At 66.2% G+C, this 16,917-nt stretch carries 12 protein-coding genes; 7 read left to right on the top strand and 5 right to left on the bottom strand.

Translation table 11 applies throughout. The features are described 5' to 3' along the window. Window positions 1-21: 21 nt before the first annotated feature. The 5 genes from V6N07_RS01055 to V6N07_RS01035 all read right to left on the bottom strand — a co-directional run bounded on the left by V6N07_RS01055 (window position 22) and on the right by V6N07_RS01035 (window position 6,221). Window positions 22-657 carry a response regulator gene (locus tag V6N07_RS01055; RefSeq protein WP_371153375.1) on the bottom strand — a complete coding sequence of 212 codons (636 nt, stop codon included), beginning with the start codon at window positions 655-657 and terminating at the stop codon, window positions 22-24. 4 nt (window positions 658-661) lie between these two features. Then, window positions 662-2,824, bottom strand: coding sequence for a sensor histidine kinase (locus tag V6N07_RS01050; RefSeq protein WP_371153373.1), 2,163 nt, complete (start codon window positions 2,822-2,824; stop codon window positions 662-664). Between the two features lie 228 nt (window positions 2,825-3,052). Continuing rightward, window positions 3,053-4,306 carry an ABC transporter permease gene (locus V6N07_RS01045; protein WP_371155353.1) on the bottom strand — a complete coding sequence of 418 codons (1,254 nt, stop codon included), beginning with the start codon at window positions 4,304-4,306 and terminating at the stop codon, window positions 3,053-3,055. Between the two features lie 10 nt (window positions 4,307-4,316). Beyond that, entirely contained in the window at window positions 4,317-5,120 is an 804-nt protein-coding gene (locus tag V6N07_RS01040) for a taurine ABC transporter ATP-binding protein (RefSeq protein WP_371153371.1), read from the bottom strand. A gap of 93 nt (window positions 5,121-5,213) precedes the next feature. Then, window positions 5,214-6,221 carry an ABC transporter substrate-binding protein gene (locus V6N07_RS01035; protein WP_371153369.1) on the bottom strand — a complete coding sequence of 336 codons (1,008 nt, stop codon included), beginning with the start codon at window positions 6,219-6,221 and terminating at the stop codon, window positions 5,214-5,216. Window positions 6,222-6,819: 598 nt separating this feature from the next. Here V6N07_RS01035 and V6N07_RS01030 point away from each other — a divergent pair. From V6N07_RS01030 to V6N07_RS01000, 7 genes are all read left to right on the top strand, one after another. Next, window positions 6,820-8,217, top strand: coding sequence for an aspartate aminotransferase family protein (locus V6N07_RS01030; protein WP_371153367.1), 1,398 nt, complete (start codon window positions 6,820-6,822; stop codon window positions 8,215-8,217). 61 nt (window positions 8,218-8,278) lie between these two features. Next, window positions 8,279-8,500 carry a hypothetical protein gene (locus tag V6N07_RS01025; protein WP_371153366.1) on the top strand — a complete coding sequence of 74 codons (222 nt, stop codon included), beginning with the start codon at window positions 8,279-8,281 and terminating at the stop codon, window positions 8,498-8,500. Window positions 8,501-8,553: 53 nt separating this feature from the next. Continuing rightward, window positions 8,554-10,053, top strand: coding sequence for a PLP-dependent aminotransferase family protein (locus tag V6N07_RS01020; protein ID WP_371153364.1), 1,500 nt, complete (start codon window positions 8,554-8,556; stop codon window positions 10,051-10,053). Between the two features lie 149 nt (window positions 10,054-10,202). Further along, entirely contained in the window at window positions 10,203-11,975 is a 1,773-nt protein-coding gene (gene xsc / locus V6N07_RS01015; protein ID WP_371153363.1) for a sulfoacetaldehyde acetyltransferase, read from the top strand. Window positions 11,976-12,054: 79 nt separating this feature from the next. Next, on the top strand, window positions 12,055-12,993 hold the full coding sequence (locus V6N07_RS01010; protein WP_371153361.1) for a phosphate acyltransferase: 939 nt from the start codon (window positions 12,055-12,057) through the stop codon (window positions 12,991-12,993). Beyond that, on the top strand, window positions 12,990-14,072 hold the full coding sequence (locus tag V6N07_RS01005; RefSeq protein WP_371153360.1) for an acetate/propionate family kinase: 1,083 nt from the start codon (window positions 12,990-12,992) through the stop codon (window positions 14,070-14,072). Before V6N07_RS01010 ends, V6N07_RS01005 begins: the two co-directional genes overlap by 4 nt. Further along, window positions 14,069-16,888: a molybdopterin oxidoreductase family protein gene (locus V6N07_RS01000; RefSeq protein WP_371153358.1), complete on the top strand. Its 2,820-nt coding sequence runs from the start codon at window positions 14,069-14,071 to the stop codon at window positions 16,886-16,888. The genes V6N07_RS01005 and V6N07_RS01000 overlap by 4 nt, the downstream gene beginning before the upstream one ends. The last annotated feature ends 29 nt before the right edge of the window (window positions 16,889-16,917 follow it).

Here is a 16,917-nt window from a genome sequence, read left to right as displayed (position 1 = left end):
CCGCCCCGCGCCGAAGCGGGTCTATTCCTCGAGGCGCAGGCCCATCCGGGTGGCGTGCCACGAGGCTTCGGCCCTGCTGGAGATACCAAGCTTGCGATAGACGGCCTTGATGTATCCGGCGACCGTGGTTTCGGCCAGACCAAGCTCGGTCGCGACCTCGGCGGTGCGCAGACCGCGCCCGATCAGGGCCAGGACCTCCCGCTCCCGATCCGTCAGGCGCGCCTCGACCTCGACCGGGCCGGTCAGGCGAAAATGATCCATGATCCGGCGCGCGATGGACGGCGACAGGGCGGGCATCCCGTGGCTGAGCTGTCGCAGCTGCCGCGTCAGAACCCCGGCCGGATTTTCCTTGAGCAGATATCCATCCGCCCCGGCGGACAGCGCCGATACCACGGTCGCGTCGTCGGCCATGACGGTCGTGACGACGCACAGAACGCCCCCCCTGTCCCGCTTGATCTGTCGTAGCAGGTCCAGACCGCTGCCGTCGGGCAGGTTCAGGTCGATGATCGCAAGGTCCAGAGGGCGGTCCAGCATCTTGCGCGCCGTCGCGAGGTTGGAGGCATCGAGGATCTGGCACCCCTGCCACGCATTGGCGATCAGCCCGCCCAACCACAGGCGCGTTTCGGCAATATCCTCGACGATCAGGGCGTTGCGCATGCGATCATTCCCCCGCCAAAGGCAGCGCAGGCGCCGCGTCGAATGGCAGATAGGCCGACAGATGCGTGCCCCGGGTGGTCGACCTGATGTCGAAGATGCCCCCGATGGCCGCCGCGCGCAGGGTCAGGTTATCAAGCCCATTCCCGCGGACGGCTGCCGCGCTGATGCCGGAACCGTCGTCCTCGACCGTCACGGAAAGGCCCGCGGTCGTGCCCTCGACGACAACGGCCACCCGTTCGGCCCCGCTGTGCCGCAGGGCATTGCCCGTCGCTTCGCGCAGGACGGCGCGCAGGGTCGCGGCCATGCTGGCGCTGATGGTCATCTGCGGCAACGTGCCGGTCGTCCAGTTCAACCCTATGCCCGCTGCATCGTAGAGCGATCCGATCTCGCCACGCAGGTCTGCCACGACATCGCGCAGGGGCGCGTCATCGACCTTGGTATTGGCCACGATGTTGCGCAGATCGGTCAGGGTCTGTCTGATCAGGGCGTTCTTGCGTTCCGTGTTGTCGGAATGCAGCGCGCCGAGCAGCTGCACGCCGATGTTGTCGTGCACATCCCGGTCGATGCGCGCCCGCTCCTCCTCGACCGCGCGGTCACGGGCAAGGGCCAGCTTGTCGAACCGCTCGATCGCCGCAAGCAGACGCGTCGCCCGCGCGACATCGTCGGGCGCATAGAGACGATGCCCGCCCCGCGTCCAGTGCAGGCGGCGCGCGGCCAGCCCCCCCGGCCCCGGCAGATCCATCGCCGCCCCTTCGTCCACCAGAACGGGCCTGTCGACGGCAGCGGGGGCAAGGTCGATGGCCAGCGGGGCGAAGGCATCGGTCAGCATGTCATCGAACCGTTCGCTGCGCTGATCCGCGTTCGTCGCAAGGGCCACCGCGACGACCGCATCGCTCAGGTCGGGCACGCGCCTGCGCTTGCGCAGCAGGCTGGCAAGCTGATCGCGCAACGGCAGATACAGCACCACCACGAGCAGGAGTGACGCGCTGAATGCCGACACGGCCTCCAGCGACATGGCCGAGATGAGGGCGGCATCGACCGCGAACAGCAAGGCAACGCCGCCCGCGTAGTAGAACAGCCGGAAAGACCAGTCGCCCAAGTCGAACATGCGATAGCGCGCCACGCCGATGGCCAGCCCGACATAGACGAACAGGAACAGCAGAAAGGCGTGCCCCTGCCGCAGGGCCGCAGGATAGCCCAGCGCCCCCGGTATCGCCATCAGGGCGATGAAGCCGCCGCACCCGAGCAGGATCGAAGCACCGAACCACAACGCGATGCCACGGTCCTTGGGCTGTTTTCGCGCCGCCCAGATCTGTGCCAGCAGGCCCAGCGTCATGCAGGCCATCTCGACCGCCGTGCCAAGATGTGCCCCGGTTGCCCGCCCCGACCAAAGGCCCAGCGGGTTGCCCAGGTACCACAGGAAGAACACCGCCAGCGGCAGATAGATCGTCCACCCCGGCAACAAACGCCTCGGGTAGCTCCAGAGCATGGAGGTCATGCAGGCCCCGAACAGCAGCGACCCGAACATGTTGACATGCGACGCGGCGGCGAACCCCGCCTCCGGCACCGCAAGATCGCGCGTCGAATACCACGCCGCCGTCATCGCAGACAGGGCAAGGCCCAGACCCGCCATGGCAAACAGCCACGCCGCCGGATCGCGGGGGCGCAGACTGACGACCCAGCCGCCAAGCACGATCGGTGCCATGCCGACGAAAACCTGTATCCAGAAGATCAGCGGCAGGCTGCCAAACGGTCTGCTGTCGCGTGGCGTGACCACAAACTCGCCGGCATCGGTGCGCAGGGTAACCGGTCCGCCGGTCAGCATGTCGTGGATCTGCCCCTGATGCGCAAACAGCGCGGCCATCGCGGCATGCGTGGGCAGGACATCCGGTTCTTCCAGCGCGTCCTGCGCGCTGAGCGTCAGCTGCGTGCCGTCGGCGCCTTCGATCGACAGAAGGCGTGTGCCATCGACGCCTGCGGCCGGACCGGTCGGGGCCGTGCCGGTAATCGCTATGCCGGGCCCCTCACCGCCGATGACCTTGTCGAGACCGAGCCACGGCTGCGAAAGGGCGGCCCATGTCACGAGAACGGCGGCGATCGCCGCCAGCACCATCGCGATCGCCGTGCCGAGGGCGGGCCCCATCCGAAAGGTTGCCTGGCTGTTCATCGGTCCCCCCGTGCCATGCGTCTGACCACTGGGCTCAGTGGCCCACGCCGAACGCGATCGGTCAAGAGGAAGGCATCGCGGCCGCCACCTTCACCGCCGTTCGATCCCCTGAAACAGGGGGGCAATCCCCGAACCACGCGCCTTCGACGGTGCCCCGTGACCGCCGATACGAAAACGCGCGCCGGTTTCCCGGCGCGCGTTTGGCAATAGTCGTGATCGTCCCGCGACTTAGCTGCGCCCCTTCCACGGGACGAGGAAATCCTCGGCCTTGCGCATCAGGATGTCGATGCCATAGCCGATGATGCCGATCAGGATGATCCCCATCAGAACGATCTGCGTCAGCTGGAACTTGGACGCAGCGATGATCATCATGCCCGCGCCCTTCTGCGCGGCCACAAGCTCGGCCGCGACGACCGTGCCCCAGCAGACGCCCATCGCGACGCGGGCGCCGGTAAAGATTTCCGGCAGGCTGTTGGGGATGATGACATGGCGCAGGATCTGCGTCTTGGAGGCGCCCAGCGAATAGGCCGCGTGCACCTTGGTGATGTTCACGCCCGAAACACCCGCCCGTGCGGCAATCGCCATGATCCATAGTGCAGCCAGGAACAGCAGGACGATCTTGCCGCTTTCCCAGATGCCGAACCAGATGATCACCAGCGGGATCAGCGCAAGGGGTGGCACCGGGCGCATGAATTCCACGATCGGATCGAACCAGCCCCGGAACCATCCCGACAGACCCATCGCATAGCCCAGCGGGATCCCCACGATGGACCCGAGGACGAACCCCGCGAGCACCCGGATCAGGGACCAGCCGAGATGTTCGTGCAAGCCGAAGTTCTGATACCCGTTCGTCAGGATGTCGAAGAACGCGCCTGCGACCTCCTCCGGGGCAGGCAGCCAGATCGATTCCATCTGAAAGCCGGTCGACGGTGTCACGTTCAGCGACCCGCGCCGCGTCATCGTCACCTCGCCATCGCCAAAGTCGACCGTCTCACCCGCCGCGATCGGTTGTCCGTTGACGGCGATCACGGTCAGGTCGTCGCCTTCGTCGTTGGCCATCACGCGGAACAGGTCGGACCGATAGGTCGCGATGACACCGGCATCGTTCTTGGCAAAGCCGTCGCCCGGCGCGACGATCGGCGTCTCAGGCTCCTCGCCGAGGGGATGCACGATGAACCGCACCTCGGCATCATCGGTCTGACCGGTGGCGTTCTGCGCCGTGTAGGTAAAGCCGCTTTCGCCGGTAAAGGGACCGGGCACATGGATCGGCGTGATGACCGACCCGGTGAAGGCCCCCCACAGCAGGAAGATCACCACGACCGAGATGACGGAGGCGGCCCGGTTGGGACGCACCGCGCTCTCGTCTCCGAAGGTCACGGTCTTGAGCGAGGTGAAATCCTTGCGCTGCGTTCGGCGGGACACGAGGCCCACGATCAGCATGGCGGCGATGAACAGGGCCACGTAAAGGGCCAGCAGGACGATTCCGGTCATGTCACGCGTTCTCCGTCCGGCCCATGATTTCTTCTTCCATCTCCCAGATCATGGAGAGGATCTCTTCCCGCGTGCGGCCGAACTCGGGGTCCTTCTTGACCTCGCGCAGGTCCATGTTGACGCCGGCTTCGGCGAACGGCAGGCGATATTCGCGGTGGATCCGGCCGGGGCGCGGGGCCATCACGATCAGGCGTTCACCCAGAAGCAGGGCTTCCTCGACCGAGTGGGTGATCAGGATGATCGTCTTGCCGGTCTCTTTCCAGAGCTTCAGGACAAGACCCTGCATCTTTTCGCGGGTCAGCGCATCGAGCGCGCCCAGCGGCTCGTCCATCAGGATCACGTCGGGGTCATTGGCGAGGCAACGGGCAAGGGCCACGCGCTGCTGCATCCCGCCCGACAGTTCGTAGATCGCCTTGTCCTTGAAGGCGCCAAGCCCGGTGATATCCAACAGGTGGTCCGCCCCCTCGCGCCGCTCCGCGACCGGGACGCCCTTCATGCGGGGGCCGAATTCGACGTTCTCGCGCACCGACATCCATTCGAACAGCGCGCCCTGCTGGAACACCATGCCGCGTTCGGCAGAAGGGCCGATGACCTTGTGGTCGTTCAGGACGATCTGGCCTTCGGTCGGTGCGAGGAAGCCCGCGACGATATTCAGAAGCGTTGTCTTGCCACAGCCCGAGGGGCCGAGCACCGACATCAACTCCCCCGCCTTCAGGTCGAGCGAGACATTCTGGAGCGCCTGGACAAAGCTGCCATTCGGCAGGTCGAAGCGCATCGAGACGTTCTCGATGGATAGTCCGGTCATCCCTGGACCCCCCGTAAGTTGTAGTCTGATTGTATCTATCGCGCCCGGGGCAAGGCGAACCTGCCCCGGGCGGTGTCCCCGAAAGGGGGCTGATCACATGCTGGACGCAGCCGACAGCGGTCCGGCGTCAACCGTTCCCTCATAGCTGTCGAGGGCGGACGGGATGGACCCCGCACCGACGAAGACCTCGGCCACGCCGCCCATGAAGGTCGCTGCGCCACCGTCGAGCCATTTGGCGCTCAGCTGCTCTTCGACCGAGGGGAAGACGAAGGTGTCGATCGTGGCCTTGGTGGCCTCGACGTCCATGCCCGCATCCTGCGCGATGACCGGCAACATGGCCTCGGCGTCGGCGCCGCCCGCGTTCCACATGGCGTTGGCGTCGGCCGTCACCTTGAGGAAGGCGGCCAGAAGCTCGGGCTCCTCGGCGGCGAAATTGGCGGGAACGGTCGTGGCGTCGAACACAAGGATGCCCAGATCTTCCTTTTCAGCACCGGTCAGCAGGACGTTGCCATGCTCCTTCATGCGGCGCAGCGCACCGCCCCAGCCACAGGCCATGTCGAGGCTGCCCTGTGCCAGCGCGGCCGCGCCTTCGGCGGGGGCCATGTCGACCACTTCCATGGAGCCGACATCGACGCCGAAGTGGTTCATCTGGCTCAGGAAGCCATAGTGCGCGGCGGTGCCGATCGGAACGGCGACGCGCTTGCCCGCCAGTTCGGAGGCCGAATCCTTGTCGATCTCCAGCGCTTCGGCAACGACGCAGTTGTCGTTTTCCGAATAGGACACGGCCACGTCGACGACCTTGATGTCCTGACCGGCGGAGGCGGCGACGACGAAGGGCGGGATGCCTTGGCTGACCGAGATCTGCACGTCACCCGAAGCCATGGCGGCGGACATCGCGGTGCCGGTGTCGAAGGCGACCCAGTTGATCGCGACGCCCATCTCTTCCTCGTAGGTGCCGTTCACCTTGGCGAACTGGAACGGCATCGGCCATTCGAGGAAGTAGGCAACCGTGATTTCTTCGAGGTGGGCGTCGGCGAGAACCGCCTGACCCGAAAGCATCGTCACGGCCGCAACCGTCGAGGCGAGTGTTTTCTTCAGCATTGTGCGTAAACTCCATGTTGAGGATCGGCGCGATTGAACTCGTGCCATTGTTGCCCCCGTTCTGCGACGGGGAGGGGGTCGGGCCGAAACCCGCCCGGATGAGGCACCTGCGGCAGAGCCGTTAGCGCCATCAACCTGACAGGCCACCGCGCCCGCAATCTGCGGTCCGTATCGATGGCCTGAATTCTATGCATATGCCCGCGAATGTGACATCTTGGCCCATATGCTGCCTGAAAAAGCATCAATTCCGCAACGCCCCTTGGCATTGACCCGCTGTGGGTGCAGGACGCTTCCGACAGCTGCGCGTCAAAGGCCCGTCCGATTCCACGCGACCCGGCCGACAAGCGGCAACCGACTGTAGGGTTCAGGGCTACGGTCACGGTGGGGTCCTTTTACGGGGACGGCAAAGGCTCAGGCACCCCGAACCATAGGAGCGGCGGATCGCAGGTCGCAACAGCGCGGCCCATCTGGACTTAGCGCCGCGCCGCCGCTGGCCCTATCCGCTCTTGACCAATGGTGGGCAAATCCACTCATATCGGCCACGCAGGAACCGCGCGCGCCTTGCCGCCCGATCCCGCCCCACCCTTCGGAGTTGTTCATGGATACCCTGACCCCAAACGACATGTCCGCCATCGTCGAGGCGGACCGCGCCCACGTCTGGCATCACCTGCTGCCGCACAAGCCGTTGGAAACCAACGACCCCCGCATCATCGTCGAAGGCAAGGGGATGCGTGTCTGGGACCAGAAGGGCAAGGAACACCTCGATGCCGTCTCGGGCGGCGTCTGGACGGTCAACGTCGGCTATGGCCGCGTCGAGATCGCGGATGCGGTGCGCGACCAGCTGGTCAAGATGAATTACTTCGCCCAATCCGCCGGATCGATCCCCGGATCGCGATTCGCGGAACGGTTGATCGCCAAGATGCCGGGGCTGTCGCGCGTCTACTATGCCAACTCCGGGTCCGAGGCGAACGAGAAGGCCTTCAAGATGGTGCGCCAGATCTCGCACCGGCACCACGGCGGCAAGAAGTCCAAGATCCTCTATCGCCACCGCGATTACCACGGCACCACCATCGCCTGCCTGTCGGCAGGCGGACAGGAGCACCGCAACGCGCAATACGGCCCCTTCACGCCGGATTTCGTGTCCGTCCCCCACTGCCTCGAATACCGCGCCTTCGAGCAGGAGCATGGCCGCGGCCTGTCCGGTGAGGACTATGGCATCGCGGCGGCCAATGCGATCGAGGAGGTGATCCTGCGCGAAGGCCCCGACACCATCGGTGCCCTGTGCCTTGAGCCCGTCACCGCAGGCGGCGGCGTGATCCCGCCCCCTGCCGGATACTGGCAGCGTGTTCAGGAAATCGTCGAGAAATACGACATCCTGCTGCATATCGACGAGGTCGTCTGCGGCGTCGGGCGCACCGGCACATGGTTCGGGTATCAGCACTATGGCGTGAAGCCCGATTTCGTGACCATGGCCAAGGGCGTCGCCTCGGGCTATGCCGCGATCTCGTGCTGCGTGACGTCCGAAAAGGTCTTCGAGATGTTCAAGGACGCGCCCGACGATCCGCTGCATTATTTCCGCGACATCTCCACCTTCGGGGGCTGCACCGCCGGTCCCGCCGCCGCCGTCGCCAACATGGCCATCATCGAGCGCGAGGGCCTGCTGGAAAACTGCACGACACAGGGCGACTACATGCTCGACCAACTCTGGGCGCTGGCCGACAAGCACAGCGTGATCGGCGAGGCGCGCGGCAAGGGCCTCTTCCTCGGGGCCGAACTGGTGCAGGACCGCGACAGCCGCGAACCCGCCGACGAAAAGAAGGTGCAGGCCGTCGTCGCCGACTGCATGGCGCAGGGCGTCATCATCGGGGCGACCAACCGCTCCGTCCCCGGCTACAACAACACCCTGTGCTTCAGCCCGGCGCTGATCGCCACGAAGGACGACATCGACGAGATCATCGCGGCCGTCGACGGCGCCTTGGGCCGGGTCTTCGGCTGATCGCGCAACACACCGGGGGGCCGCATTTGCCAGGCGCGCGTGCGGCCCTATCTTGACGCCCATGAGCTTCAACATCGCACGATTGTTCCTGAGCAGCGTGATGATCGGCATCGTCGCGGCCACCGCCCTTCTGCTTGCCGTGATCCTGTTCGACCGGCAGGCTGCCGGCAACGTGTTCCTGACGTTGCACGCCGGGACGCAGGCGCTTGTCTGGCTCTATTTCGCGATCGCCTTTTCGCCCTTCGGGACGCTGTTCCTTCTGTGGCGGATGCGCGACGACTGAGACGGGGCCGCCCCCTCTTCTAAGTCCAGCCAACGACGACTATAGGTCCAGACATGCCGATCGCTGTCGAGACCTTCATCCTGGACCCCCGCTACCAGGGCACGCTGCAACGCCAGTTGCAGGAGATCGTGACCGGCGGGATCCTCGCAGGTCGGTTTCGCCCGGGCGACAAGCTTCCGTCCTCGCGCGGCCTTGCGCGGCATCTCGGCATCAGTCGGATCACGGTGACATTGGCCTATACCGAGCTCGTGGCAAACGACTACGTCAGCGCGCGGGGACGATCCGGCTATTTCGTGTCCGACACCGCCCCGCGCCCCCCTGCCCTTGCCGCGACCGATCACACCGCGACTGAAGGTCAGGTCGACTGGTCCCGCGCGATCGGACAGCGGTTTCCGACCGGTCCGGTCCTCAATCGTCCACAGGATTGGCGGCGCTATCGCTTTCCCTTCATCTACGGTCAGACGGACCCACGCCTGTTCGATCATCAGAACTGGCGCAAATGCGCGCTTCAGGCCTTGGGCGCGCGCGATTTCGAGACCCTGACGGCAGACAGCTACGGCCGGGATGACCCGGCCCTTGTCGAGCAGATCATTCGCCTGATCCTGCCGCGCCGGGGGATCGTCGCCGCACCGGACGAGGTTCTGGTCACGATGGGGGCGCAGAACGCCCTGTGGATGGTAGCGCAGATCCTTCTGACACAGCGGCGCACCGCGGTGATGGAATACCCCTGCTATCCCGCGCTGCGCGAGATCCTGTACCAATCGCGGTGCAACACCCTGTCGGTGCCGGTCGATTCACTGGGTCTCGACCCTGATCGGGTCCCGGCGGAAACGGATGTGCTGTTCGTCACCCCGTCGCACCATTGCCCGACCTCGGTGACGATGCCGACGACACGGCGGCGGGCCCTGCTGGAACAGGCGGACAGGGGCGATTTCCTGATCGTCGAAGATGACTACGAATTCGAATTGTCCTTCGCGGCCCCGCCGTCCCCCGCGCTGAAATCGCTCGACCGGTCGGGGCGCGTGATCTATGTCGGCAGCTTCGCCAAATCGCTGTTTCCCGGCCTCCGGCTCGGCTACATCGTGGCGCCCGCTCCCCTGATCCGCGAGGCCCGCACCCTGCGATCGCTGGTCGTGCGCCATGTGCCTGGCCACATCCAACGTGCCGCGTCCTATTTCCTGGCCCAGGGGCATTACGACGCGCAGGTCCACAAGATGTCACGCGCCTATCGCGACCGGCGGCACATCACCGAAACGGCCCTGCGCGAACATGGCATGCCGGTCGCGGGGTCCAACTGCGGCGGCGGATCGTCCTTCTGGATGGCGACGCCGCCGGGCGTGCGCGCAGACGAGCTGGCCCGGCGCCTGCGGCAGCGGCAAGTCCTGATCGAACCTGCGGGCCCCTTCTTCGATCCGGGCGATGATCCGGGGACACACTATCGCCTTGCCTATTCCTCCATCGATCGCGCCGAAATTCCCGAAGGGATCCGCCGTATTGCCGAGGAATGCGCCGCGATGACAGCCGATGGTCACACGCCCGGACACGGGGCATGATGGCGGGCCGGGCGCGCCATCGAACTGGCCCTAGGGCACGAGGGAAATTGGCCCTATCTGGCGCTTGACGCTGGTCTTATTCTTTCCGAGAGAGCGCAGTAATTCGAGGCAAAACGTCTCAATTTCCGACACATGGGGACGCTGAAATCATGAAGATGACAACCGAAGAAGCCTTCGTCAAAACGTTGCAGGCCCATGGCATCCGCCATGCCTTCGGCATCATCGGATCGGCCATGATGCCGATCTCCGACATCTTCCCTTCGGCGGGCATCACCTTCTGGGACTGCGCCCATGAGGGCAGCGCCGGGATGATGGCCGACGGCTACACCCGCGCGACAGGCGAGATGTCGATGATGATCGCCCAGAACGGTCCGGGCATCACCAACTTCGTCACCGCCGTCAAAACCGCCTACTGGAACCATACCCCCTGCCTGCTGGTCACGCCGCAGGCCGCCAACAAGACCATCGGTCAGGGTGGCTTTCAGGAAATGGAACAGATGAACCTGTTCGCCGATTGCGTCGCCTATCAGGAGGAGGTGCGCGATCCATCCCGCGTCGCCGAAGTCCTCGCCCGCGTCATCGCCAAGGCCCACCGCCTGTCCGGCCCCGCGCAGATCAACATCCCGCGCGATTTCTGGACGCAAGTGGTCGACGTCGAGATCCCTGAGCCCATCGTCTTCGAGGCTTCGCCGGGTGGCGAAAACTCCGTCGCCAAGGCGGCGGAGCTGATCTCGGGCGCGAAGAACCCCGTCATCCTGAACGGTGCGGGCGTGGTCCTGTCACCCGGTGGCATCGCCGCTTCGATGGCGCTGGCCGAGCGCCTCGATGCGCCGGTCTGCGTCGGGTATCAGCATAACGACGCCTTCCCCGGCTCCCACCCGCTGTTTGCCGGTCCGCTGGGCTACAACGGCTCCAAGGCGGCTATGCAGCTGATCTCGGATGCCGACGTGGTGATCTGCCTCGGCACCCGCCTCAACCCGTTCTCGACCCTGCCCGGCTACGGCATCGACTACTGGCCCAAGGACGCCAAGGTCATTCAGGTTGACCTGAACCCCGACCGCATCGGCCTGACCAAGAAAGTCACGGTCGGCATCGTCGGCGACGCGGCCAAGGTTGCGCGTGGCATTCTCGGGCAATTGTCCGAAGATGCGGGCGACGCGGGCCGCGCCGATCGCAAGGCCAAGATCGCCCAGACGAAATCGGCCTGGGCGCAGGAGCTTTCGTCCCTCGACCACGAACAGGACGATCCCGGCACCACCTGGAACGAACGCGCCCGGCAGGCACGCCCCGACTGGATGTCGCCCCGTCAGGCGTGGCGCGCCATCCAACAGGCCCTGCCCCGCGACGCGATCATTTCCTCGGATATCGGCAACAACTGCGCCATCGGCAACGCCTATCCGGACTTCGACGAGGGCCGCAAATACCTCGCCCCCGGCCTGTTCGGTCCCTGCGGCTATGGCCTGCCGTCCATCGTCGGCGCCAAGATCGGTCAGCCGCATGTCCCCGTGGTGGGCTTTGCCGGTGACGGCGCCTTCGGCATTTCGGTCAACGAGCTGACGGCCATCGGGCGCGACGAATGGCCCGCCATCACGCAGATCGTCTTCCGCAACTACCAGTGGGGCGCGGAAAAGCGGAACTCGACGCTGTGGTTCGACGACAACTTCGTCGGCACGGAACTGGACATGAAGGTCAGCTACGCGGGCATCGCGCAGGCCTGCGGCCTGAAGGGCGTTCAAGTCCGCACGATGGATGAGCTGACTGCTGCGCTGAACACCGCGATCAAGGATCAGATGGAGGGCAACGAGACCACGCTGATCGAGGTCATCCTGAACCAGGAACTGGGCGAACCCTTCCGCCGCGATGCCATGAAGAAGCCGGTTCGCGTTGCCGGCATCGACGCATCGGACATGGCGGCGGAGTGACCCCGGGTCACGTCATCCCATCGCAATGCGCGCATCCTACCCTTTGGTCCGTCCCGGTTGACGGGCCAAGGAGCATGTCATGACCCACCCCTTCCTGTCCCCCATTGCACCGCAAGTGCCCCAATCGCTGATCGCGCGGACGCGCGGCCTGCCGATCCCGCGGGTGGCCTTGGTGAACGCAGGTTCGGTCACCGCGATGACCGGCCTGCGCGACATGGCGACCGCCGGTCTGGCGCGGCCCGTTCTGGTCGGCGACCCGGTCCGGATCAGACAGGTCGCGATCGAGATCGGTTGGGACATCTCGGACATTCCACTTATCGATGCGCCCGGCGCCGGGGCGTCCTCGGCCGCTGCTGCGCTGGCCCGCGCGGGTGAGGCGGATGCCATCATGAAGGGTCAGGTCCATACCTCGACCTTCCTCAAGGGCCTGCTGCCGTCCGCGGCGGGGCTACGGGCGCCCGGCGCACGCTGTGGTCACGTCTTTCACATGACCCGACCGGGTGACGACCGCCCCCTGCTGTTGACCGATGCGGCGCTGAACGTGGCGCCCGACGTGGCAACCCGCAAGGCATGCCTCGCCCATGCCGTTCATCTGGCGCATCTGGTCGGCATCGAACGGCCCCGTGCCGCCATCCTCGGCGCGACCGAGGACCCGATACCGTCGATCGCCAACACCGGCGAATCCCGCGCCATCGCCGACTGGGCCCGCGATGCCCTGCCGGATGCGGATGTGGCGGGCCCCATCGCGCTGGACCTTGCCCTTTCGGCGGATGCCGCGCGGATCAAGGGATACGACGACCCGGTTGCCGGCGCGGCCGATATCCTCGTGGCGCCCGCGATCACCACCGGCAATGTCCTGTTCAAGGCGCTGGCCTTCGGCATGGGCGCCTGTGCGGGGGGCGTGGTGATGGGCGCGCGCGTGCCGATCCTGCTGACCAGCCGGGCACAGGCAACCCCGGCGCGCCTTGCCGCCGCCGCTCTGGGCATGATCGTCGCCGCAGGCGGGCCGACGCCATGATGCTCGTGATCAACGCCGGAAGCTCGTCGGTCAAGTTTGCCCTGTTCGACGCGGACCTGACACAGGTCCTGTCCGGCGCCGTGTCCGAGATCGGCGGCAAGGCCGAACTGGACATTGGCGGTGACAGGCACCCGGCAACCGCGCCGGACCACGCCGACGCGATGGATCTCGTGCTGTCGTCCCTGGCCGGTCGGGGCCACCCGGTCGAAAGCCTGACCGCCGCGGCCCATCGCGTGGTGCACGGCGGCACGGCCTTTTCCGACAGCGTCCGCGTCACGCCCGAGGTCATCGCCGCGATCGAGGCGCAGATACCGCTGGCCCCCCTGCACAACCCGCACAACGTCGCACCGATCCGCGCGCTGGCCGACCGGGCCCCCGACCTGCCGCAGGTAGCGGGCTTCGACACCGCGTTTCACACCACCCTGCCCGAGGTGGCGCTGAGCTACGCCATACCCGCCGACGACCGTGCCGCCGGGCTGCGCCGCTATGGCTTTCACGGGATCAGCTATGCGGGCCTTGTCGAGGCGCTGCGGGCGGACGGCCGCCTGCCGCCGCGCCTATTGGCCCTGCATCTGGGCAACGGCGCCTCTGTCTGTGCGATCCGCGATGGCCGCTCGGTCGCGACGTCGATGGGGTATTCGCCGACGGCGGGCCTGACCATGGGCACGCGTTCCGGCGATATCGACGCCATGGCCGTTCTGGATATGGCCCGACGCCACGGCATCGACGCGACCTCGGCCCGCCTCAACCGCAAGTCCGGCCTTCTGGCCCTTGGTGGCGCGTCGGACATGCGCGCCCTTGCCGCGGCCAACACCCCCGAAGCCGATTTCGCGCGCGCGCATTTCATACACTGGGCCGTCGCGCACGCCGGATCGGTCATCGCGCAGATGGGCGGATTGGACGCGCTGGCCTTCACCGGCGGGATCGGCGAGAACGATACCGGCATACGCGACGCAATCGCGGGGGCCCTCTCGTGGATCGGCCCCGTGCCCATCCATGTCGTGCACGCGCAGGAAGAGCGGACGCTGGCCCGCGACGCCGCCCGTATCCTTGCCGCCGCCAGACCGGAGATCTCATGACCGCACCCAAGCTGAACCTCTCTCCAAAGGTGGGTGACGAGATCCGCAAGACGACCTGTTACATGTGCGCCTGCCGCTGCGGGATCGACGTGCACATCAAGAACGGCAAGGTCGCCTATATCGAGGGCAACCGCGACCACCCGGTCAACCGCGGTGTTCTGTGTGCCAAGGGCAGCGCGGGCATCATGCAGCACAACGCCCCCTCGCGCCTGCGCAACCCGATGAAGCGCGTGGGCGAACGGGGCGAGGGCAAGTTCGAGGATATCACCTGGGACGAGGCCTACGAGATCGCCGCCTCCTGGCTGAAACCGATCCGCGAAACCGACCCGTCCAAGCTGGCCTTCTTCACGGGGCGCGACCAATCGCAAAGCTTCACCAGCTGGTGGGCGCAGGCCTTCGGCACCCCGAACTACGCGGCGCACGGCGGCTTCTGCTCCGTCAACATGGCGGCGGGCGGCATCTACACCATGGGCGGCGCGTTCTGGGAATTCGGGCAACCGGATTGGGACCGCACCAAGCTGTTCATCCTGTTCGGCGTCGCCGAAGACCACGACTCCAACCCGATCAAGATGGGGATCGGCAAGATGAAGGGCCACGGCGGCCGCGTCGTGGGCGTCAACCCCATCCGGTCGGGCTACAACGCCGTGGCCGACGACTGGTTCGGCGTCACACCGGGCACCGACGGCCTGCTGATCCTCGCCCTCGTGCATTGCCTGCTGAAGGCGGGCAAGATCGACCTCGCCTACCTGCGCGATTTCACAGACGCCCCCGTCCTGATCGACGCCGACCCGGCCAGCGCGACCCACGGCCTGGCCCTCGTGGATGACGACGGCCACAAGCTGGTCTGGGACAAGGTGCAACAGCGTCCCCGCTGCTACGACGCCGAGGACGTCGCCCCCGACCTGACCGGCACGTGGGAGCGGGACGGCATCATCCACCGCACCGTCTTCGCCCACCTGGTCGAGAAATACCTCGACGCCCAATACGCCCCCGAAGCGGTCGCCGACCGCTGCGGCATCCCCGCGCCCCGCATCCGCGCGCTGGCCAGCGAAATCGCCCGCGTCGCCTTCGACGAAGCGATTGAGATCGAACAGGAATGGACCGACTTCCGAGGCCGCAAGCACAAGACGATGACCGGCCGCCCCGTCTCCTTCCACGCCATGCGTGGCATCTCTGCCCATGCAAACGGGTTCCAGACGTGCCGCGCCCTGCACATGCTGCAGATCCTGATCGGTGCCGTGGAAACCCCCGGCGGCTTCCGCTTCAAACCGCCCTACCCCAAACCGGCCACCGCGCATCCGAAGCCGCACTGCAAGGTCACCCCCGGCGCACCGCTGGATGGCCCGCACCTGGGCTTCGTCCACGGCCCCGCCGATCTGGCGCTGAAGGACGACGGAACGCCCGCCCGCATCGACAAGGCCTTTACCTGGGAAAACCCCATGTCGGCCCATGGCATGATGCACATGGTCATTTCCAACGCCCACGCGGGCGACCCCTACCGGATCGACACGCTGTTCCTCTACATGGCGAACATGGCGTGGAACTCGTCGATGAACACGTCCGGCACGATGAAGATGCTGGCCGACAAGAACCCGGACGGCACCCATGTCATCCCGCATATCATCTACTCCGACGCCTATTCGTCCGAGATGGTCGCCTATGCCGACCTGATCCTGCCCGACACGACCTACCTTGAACGCCACGACTGCATCTCGCTTCTGGACCGGCCCATCTGCGAGGCGGAGGCGGCGGCGGACGCGATCCGCTGGCCCGTCGTCGAACCGGACCGCGACGTGAAGGGCTTCCAATCCGCCCTTATCGACCTTGGCGCGCGCCTCGATCTGCCCGGTTTCGTCAAGGATGACGGCAGCCCGAAGTTCAAGGATTACGCCGACTACATCGTCCGCCACGAACGCCGCCCCGGCGTCGGGCCCCTGATGGGGTTTCGCGGCGAAAACGGCGATCAGACGGGCCGCGGCAAACCCAACCCGGACCAGATGCAGGCCTATATCGACAACGGCGGCTACGCGATTGCCCACATCCCGGAGGAGGCGCAGTTCTACAAGCCGTGGAACAAGGCCTATCAGGACTGGGCGGTCGAGATCGGCCTCTTCGACAAGGCCTCGCCCTATCTGTTCACCCTGTGGTGCGAACCCCTGCGCCGGTTCCAGCTGGCCGCCGAAGGGCATGGCGACCGACAACCGCCCGACCACCTGCGCGCCCGGATCAAGGCGACGATGGATCCCCTGCCGATCTGGTGGGACGCGACCGAGGGGCATGACGACGACGGCGATTTCACCGTGACCGCCCTGACCCAGCGCCCGATGGCGATGTATCATTCCTGGGGCACGCAGAACGCCTGGCTGCGCCAGATCCACGGGATGAACCCGCTCTATGTTCCCACCAAGCTGTGGGAACAGCACGGGTTCGAGGAAGACGGCTGGGCCCGCGTCACCTCTCCGCACGGGGAAATAACTGTGCCCGTCGCCCATATGCCCGCCCTGAACGAAAACACCGTCTGGACATGGAATGCCATCGGCAAGCGCAAGGGGGCCTGGGCGCTGCACGACAATGCACCCGAGACGACCAAGGGCTTCCTGCTCAACCACCTGATCCACGAACTCATGCCCCCGAAACGGGACGGGATGCGCTGGTCCAACTCCGACCCGATCACGGGACAGGCGGCGTGGTTCGACCTCAAGGTGAAACTCGAAAAGGTCGCCGCCCCGGCAGACGGCAAATCGAGGCCGGACAGCGGTTCCCAAGCCTCGCCTGTCGGCACCGGCCCCGACAGGCTTGCCTGGGAGGTGTCGTGATGCGCCGTCGCTCCGTCATCCCGGCAGGC

It is taken from the genome of Jannaschia sp. 2305UL9-9, from assembly GCF_041403465.1.
Classification (GTDB): domain Bacteria; phylum Pseudomonadota; class Alphaproteobacteria; order Rhodobacterales; family Rhodobacteraceae; genus Jannaschia.
This window is presented reverse-complemented; position numbering and strand designations above follow the sequence as displayed.

Coding starts and splice junctions, on each gene's coding strand:
- V6N07_RS01000 (WP_371153358.1), top strand. CDS start 14,069: ATGACCGCACCCAAGCTGAACCTCTCTCCAAAGGTGGGTGACGAGATC.
- V6N07_RS01025 (WP_371153366.1), top strand. CDS start 8,279: ATGAGCTTCAACATCGCACGATTGTTCCTGAGCAGCGTGATGATCGGC.
- xsc (WP_371153363.1), top strand. CDS start 10,203: ATGAAGATGACAACCGAAGAAGCCTTCGTCAAAACGTTGCAGGCCCAT.
- V6N07_RS01055 (WP_371153375.1), bottom strand. CDS start 657: ATGCGCAACGCCCTGATCGTCGAGGATATTGCCGAAACGCGCCTGTGG.
- V6N07_RS01035 (WP_371153369.1), bottom strand. CDS start 6,221: ATGCTGAAGAAAACACTCGCCTCGACGGTTGCGGCCGTGACGATGCTT.
- V6N07_RS01010 (WP_371153361.1), top strand. CDS start 12,055: ATGACCCACCCCTTCCTGTCCCCCATTGCACCGCAAGTGCCCCAATCG.
- V6N07_RS01050 (WP_371153373.1), bottom strand. CDS start 2,824: ATGAACAGCCAGGCAACCTTTCGGATGGGGCCCGCCCTCGGCACGGCG.
- V6N07_RS01040 (WP_371153371.1), bottom strand. CDS start 5,120: ATGACCGGACTATCCATCGAGAACGTCTCGATGCGCTTCGACCTGCCG.
- V6N07_RS01005 (WP_371153360.1), top strand. CDS start 12,990: ATGATGCTCGTGATCAACGCCGGAAGCTCGTCGGTCAAGTTTGCCCTG.
- V6N07_RS01020 (WP_371153364.1), top strand. CDS start 8,554: ATGCCGATCGCTGTCGAGACCTTCATCCTGGACCCCCGCTACCAGGGC.
- V6N07_RS01030 (WP_371153367.1), top strand. CDS start 6,820: ATGGATACCCTGACCCCAAACGACATGTCCGCCATCGTCGAGGCGGAC.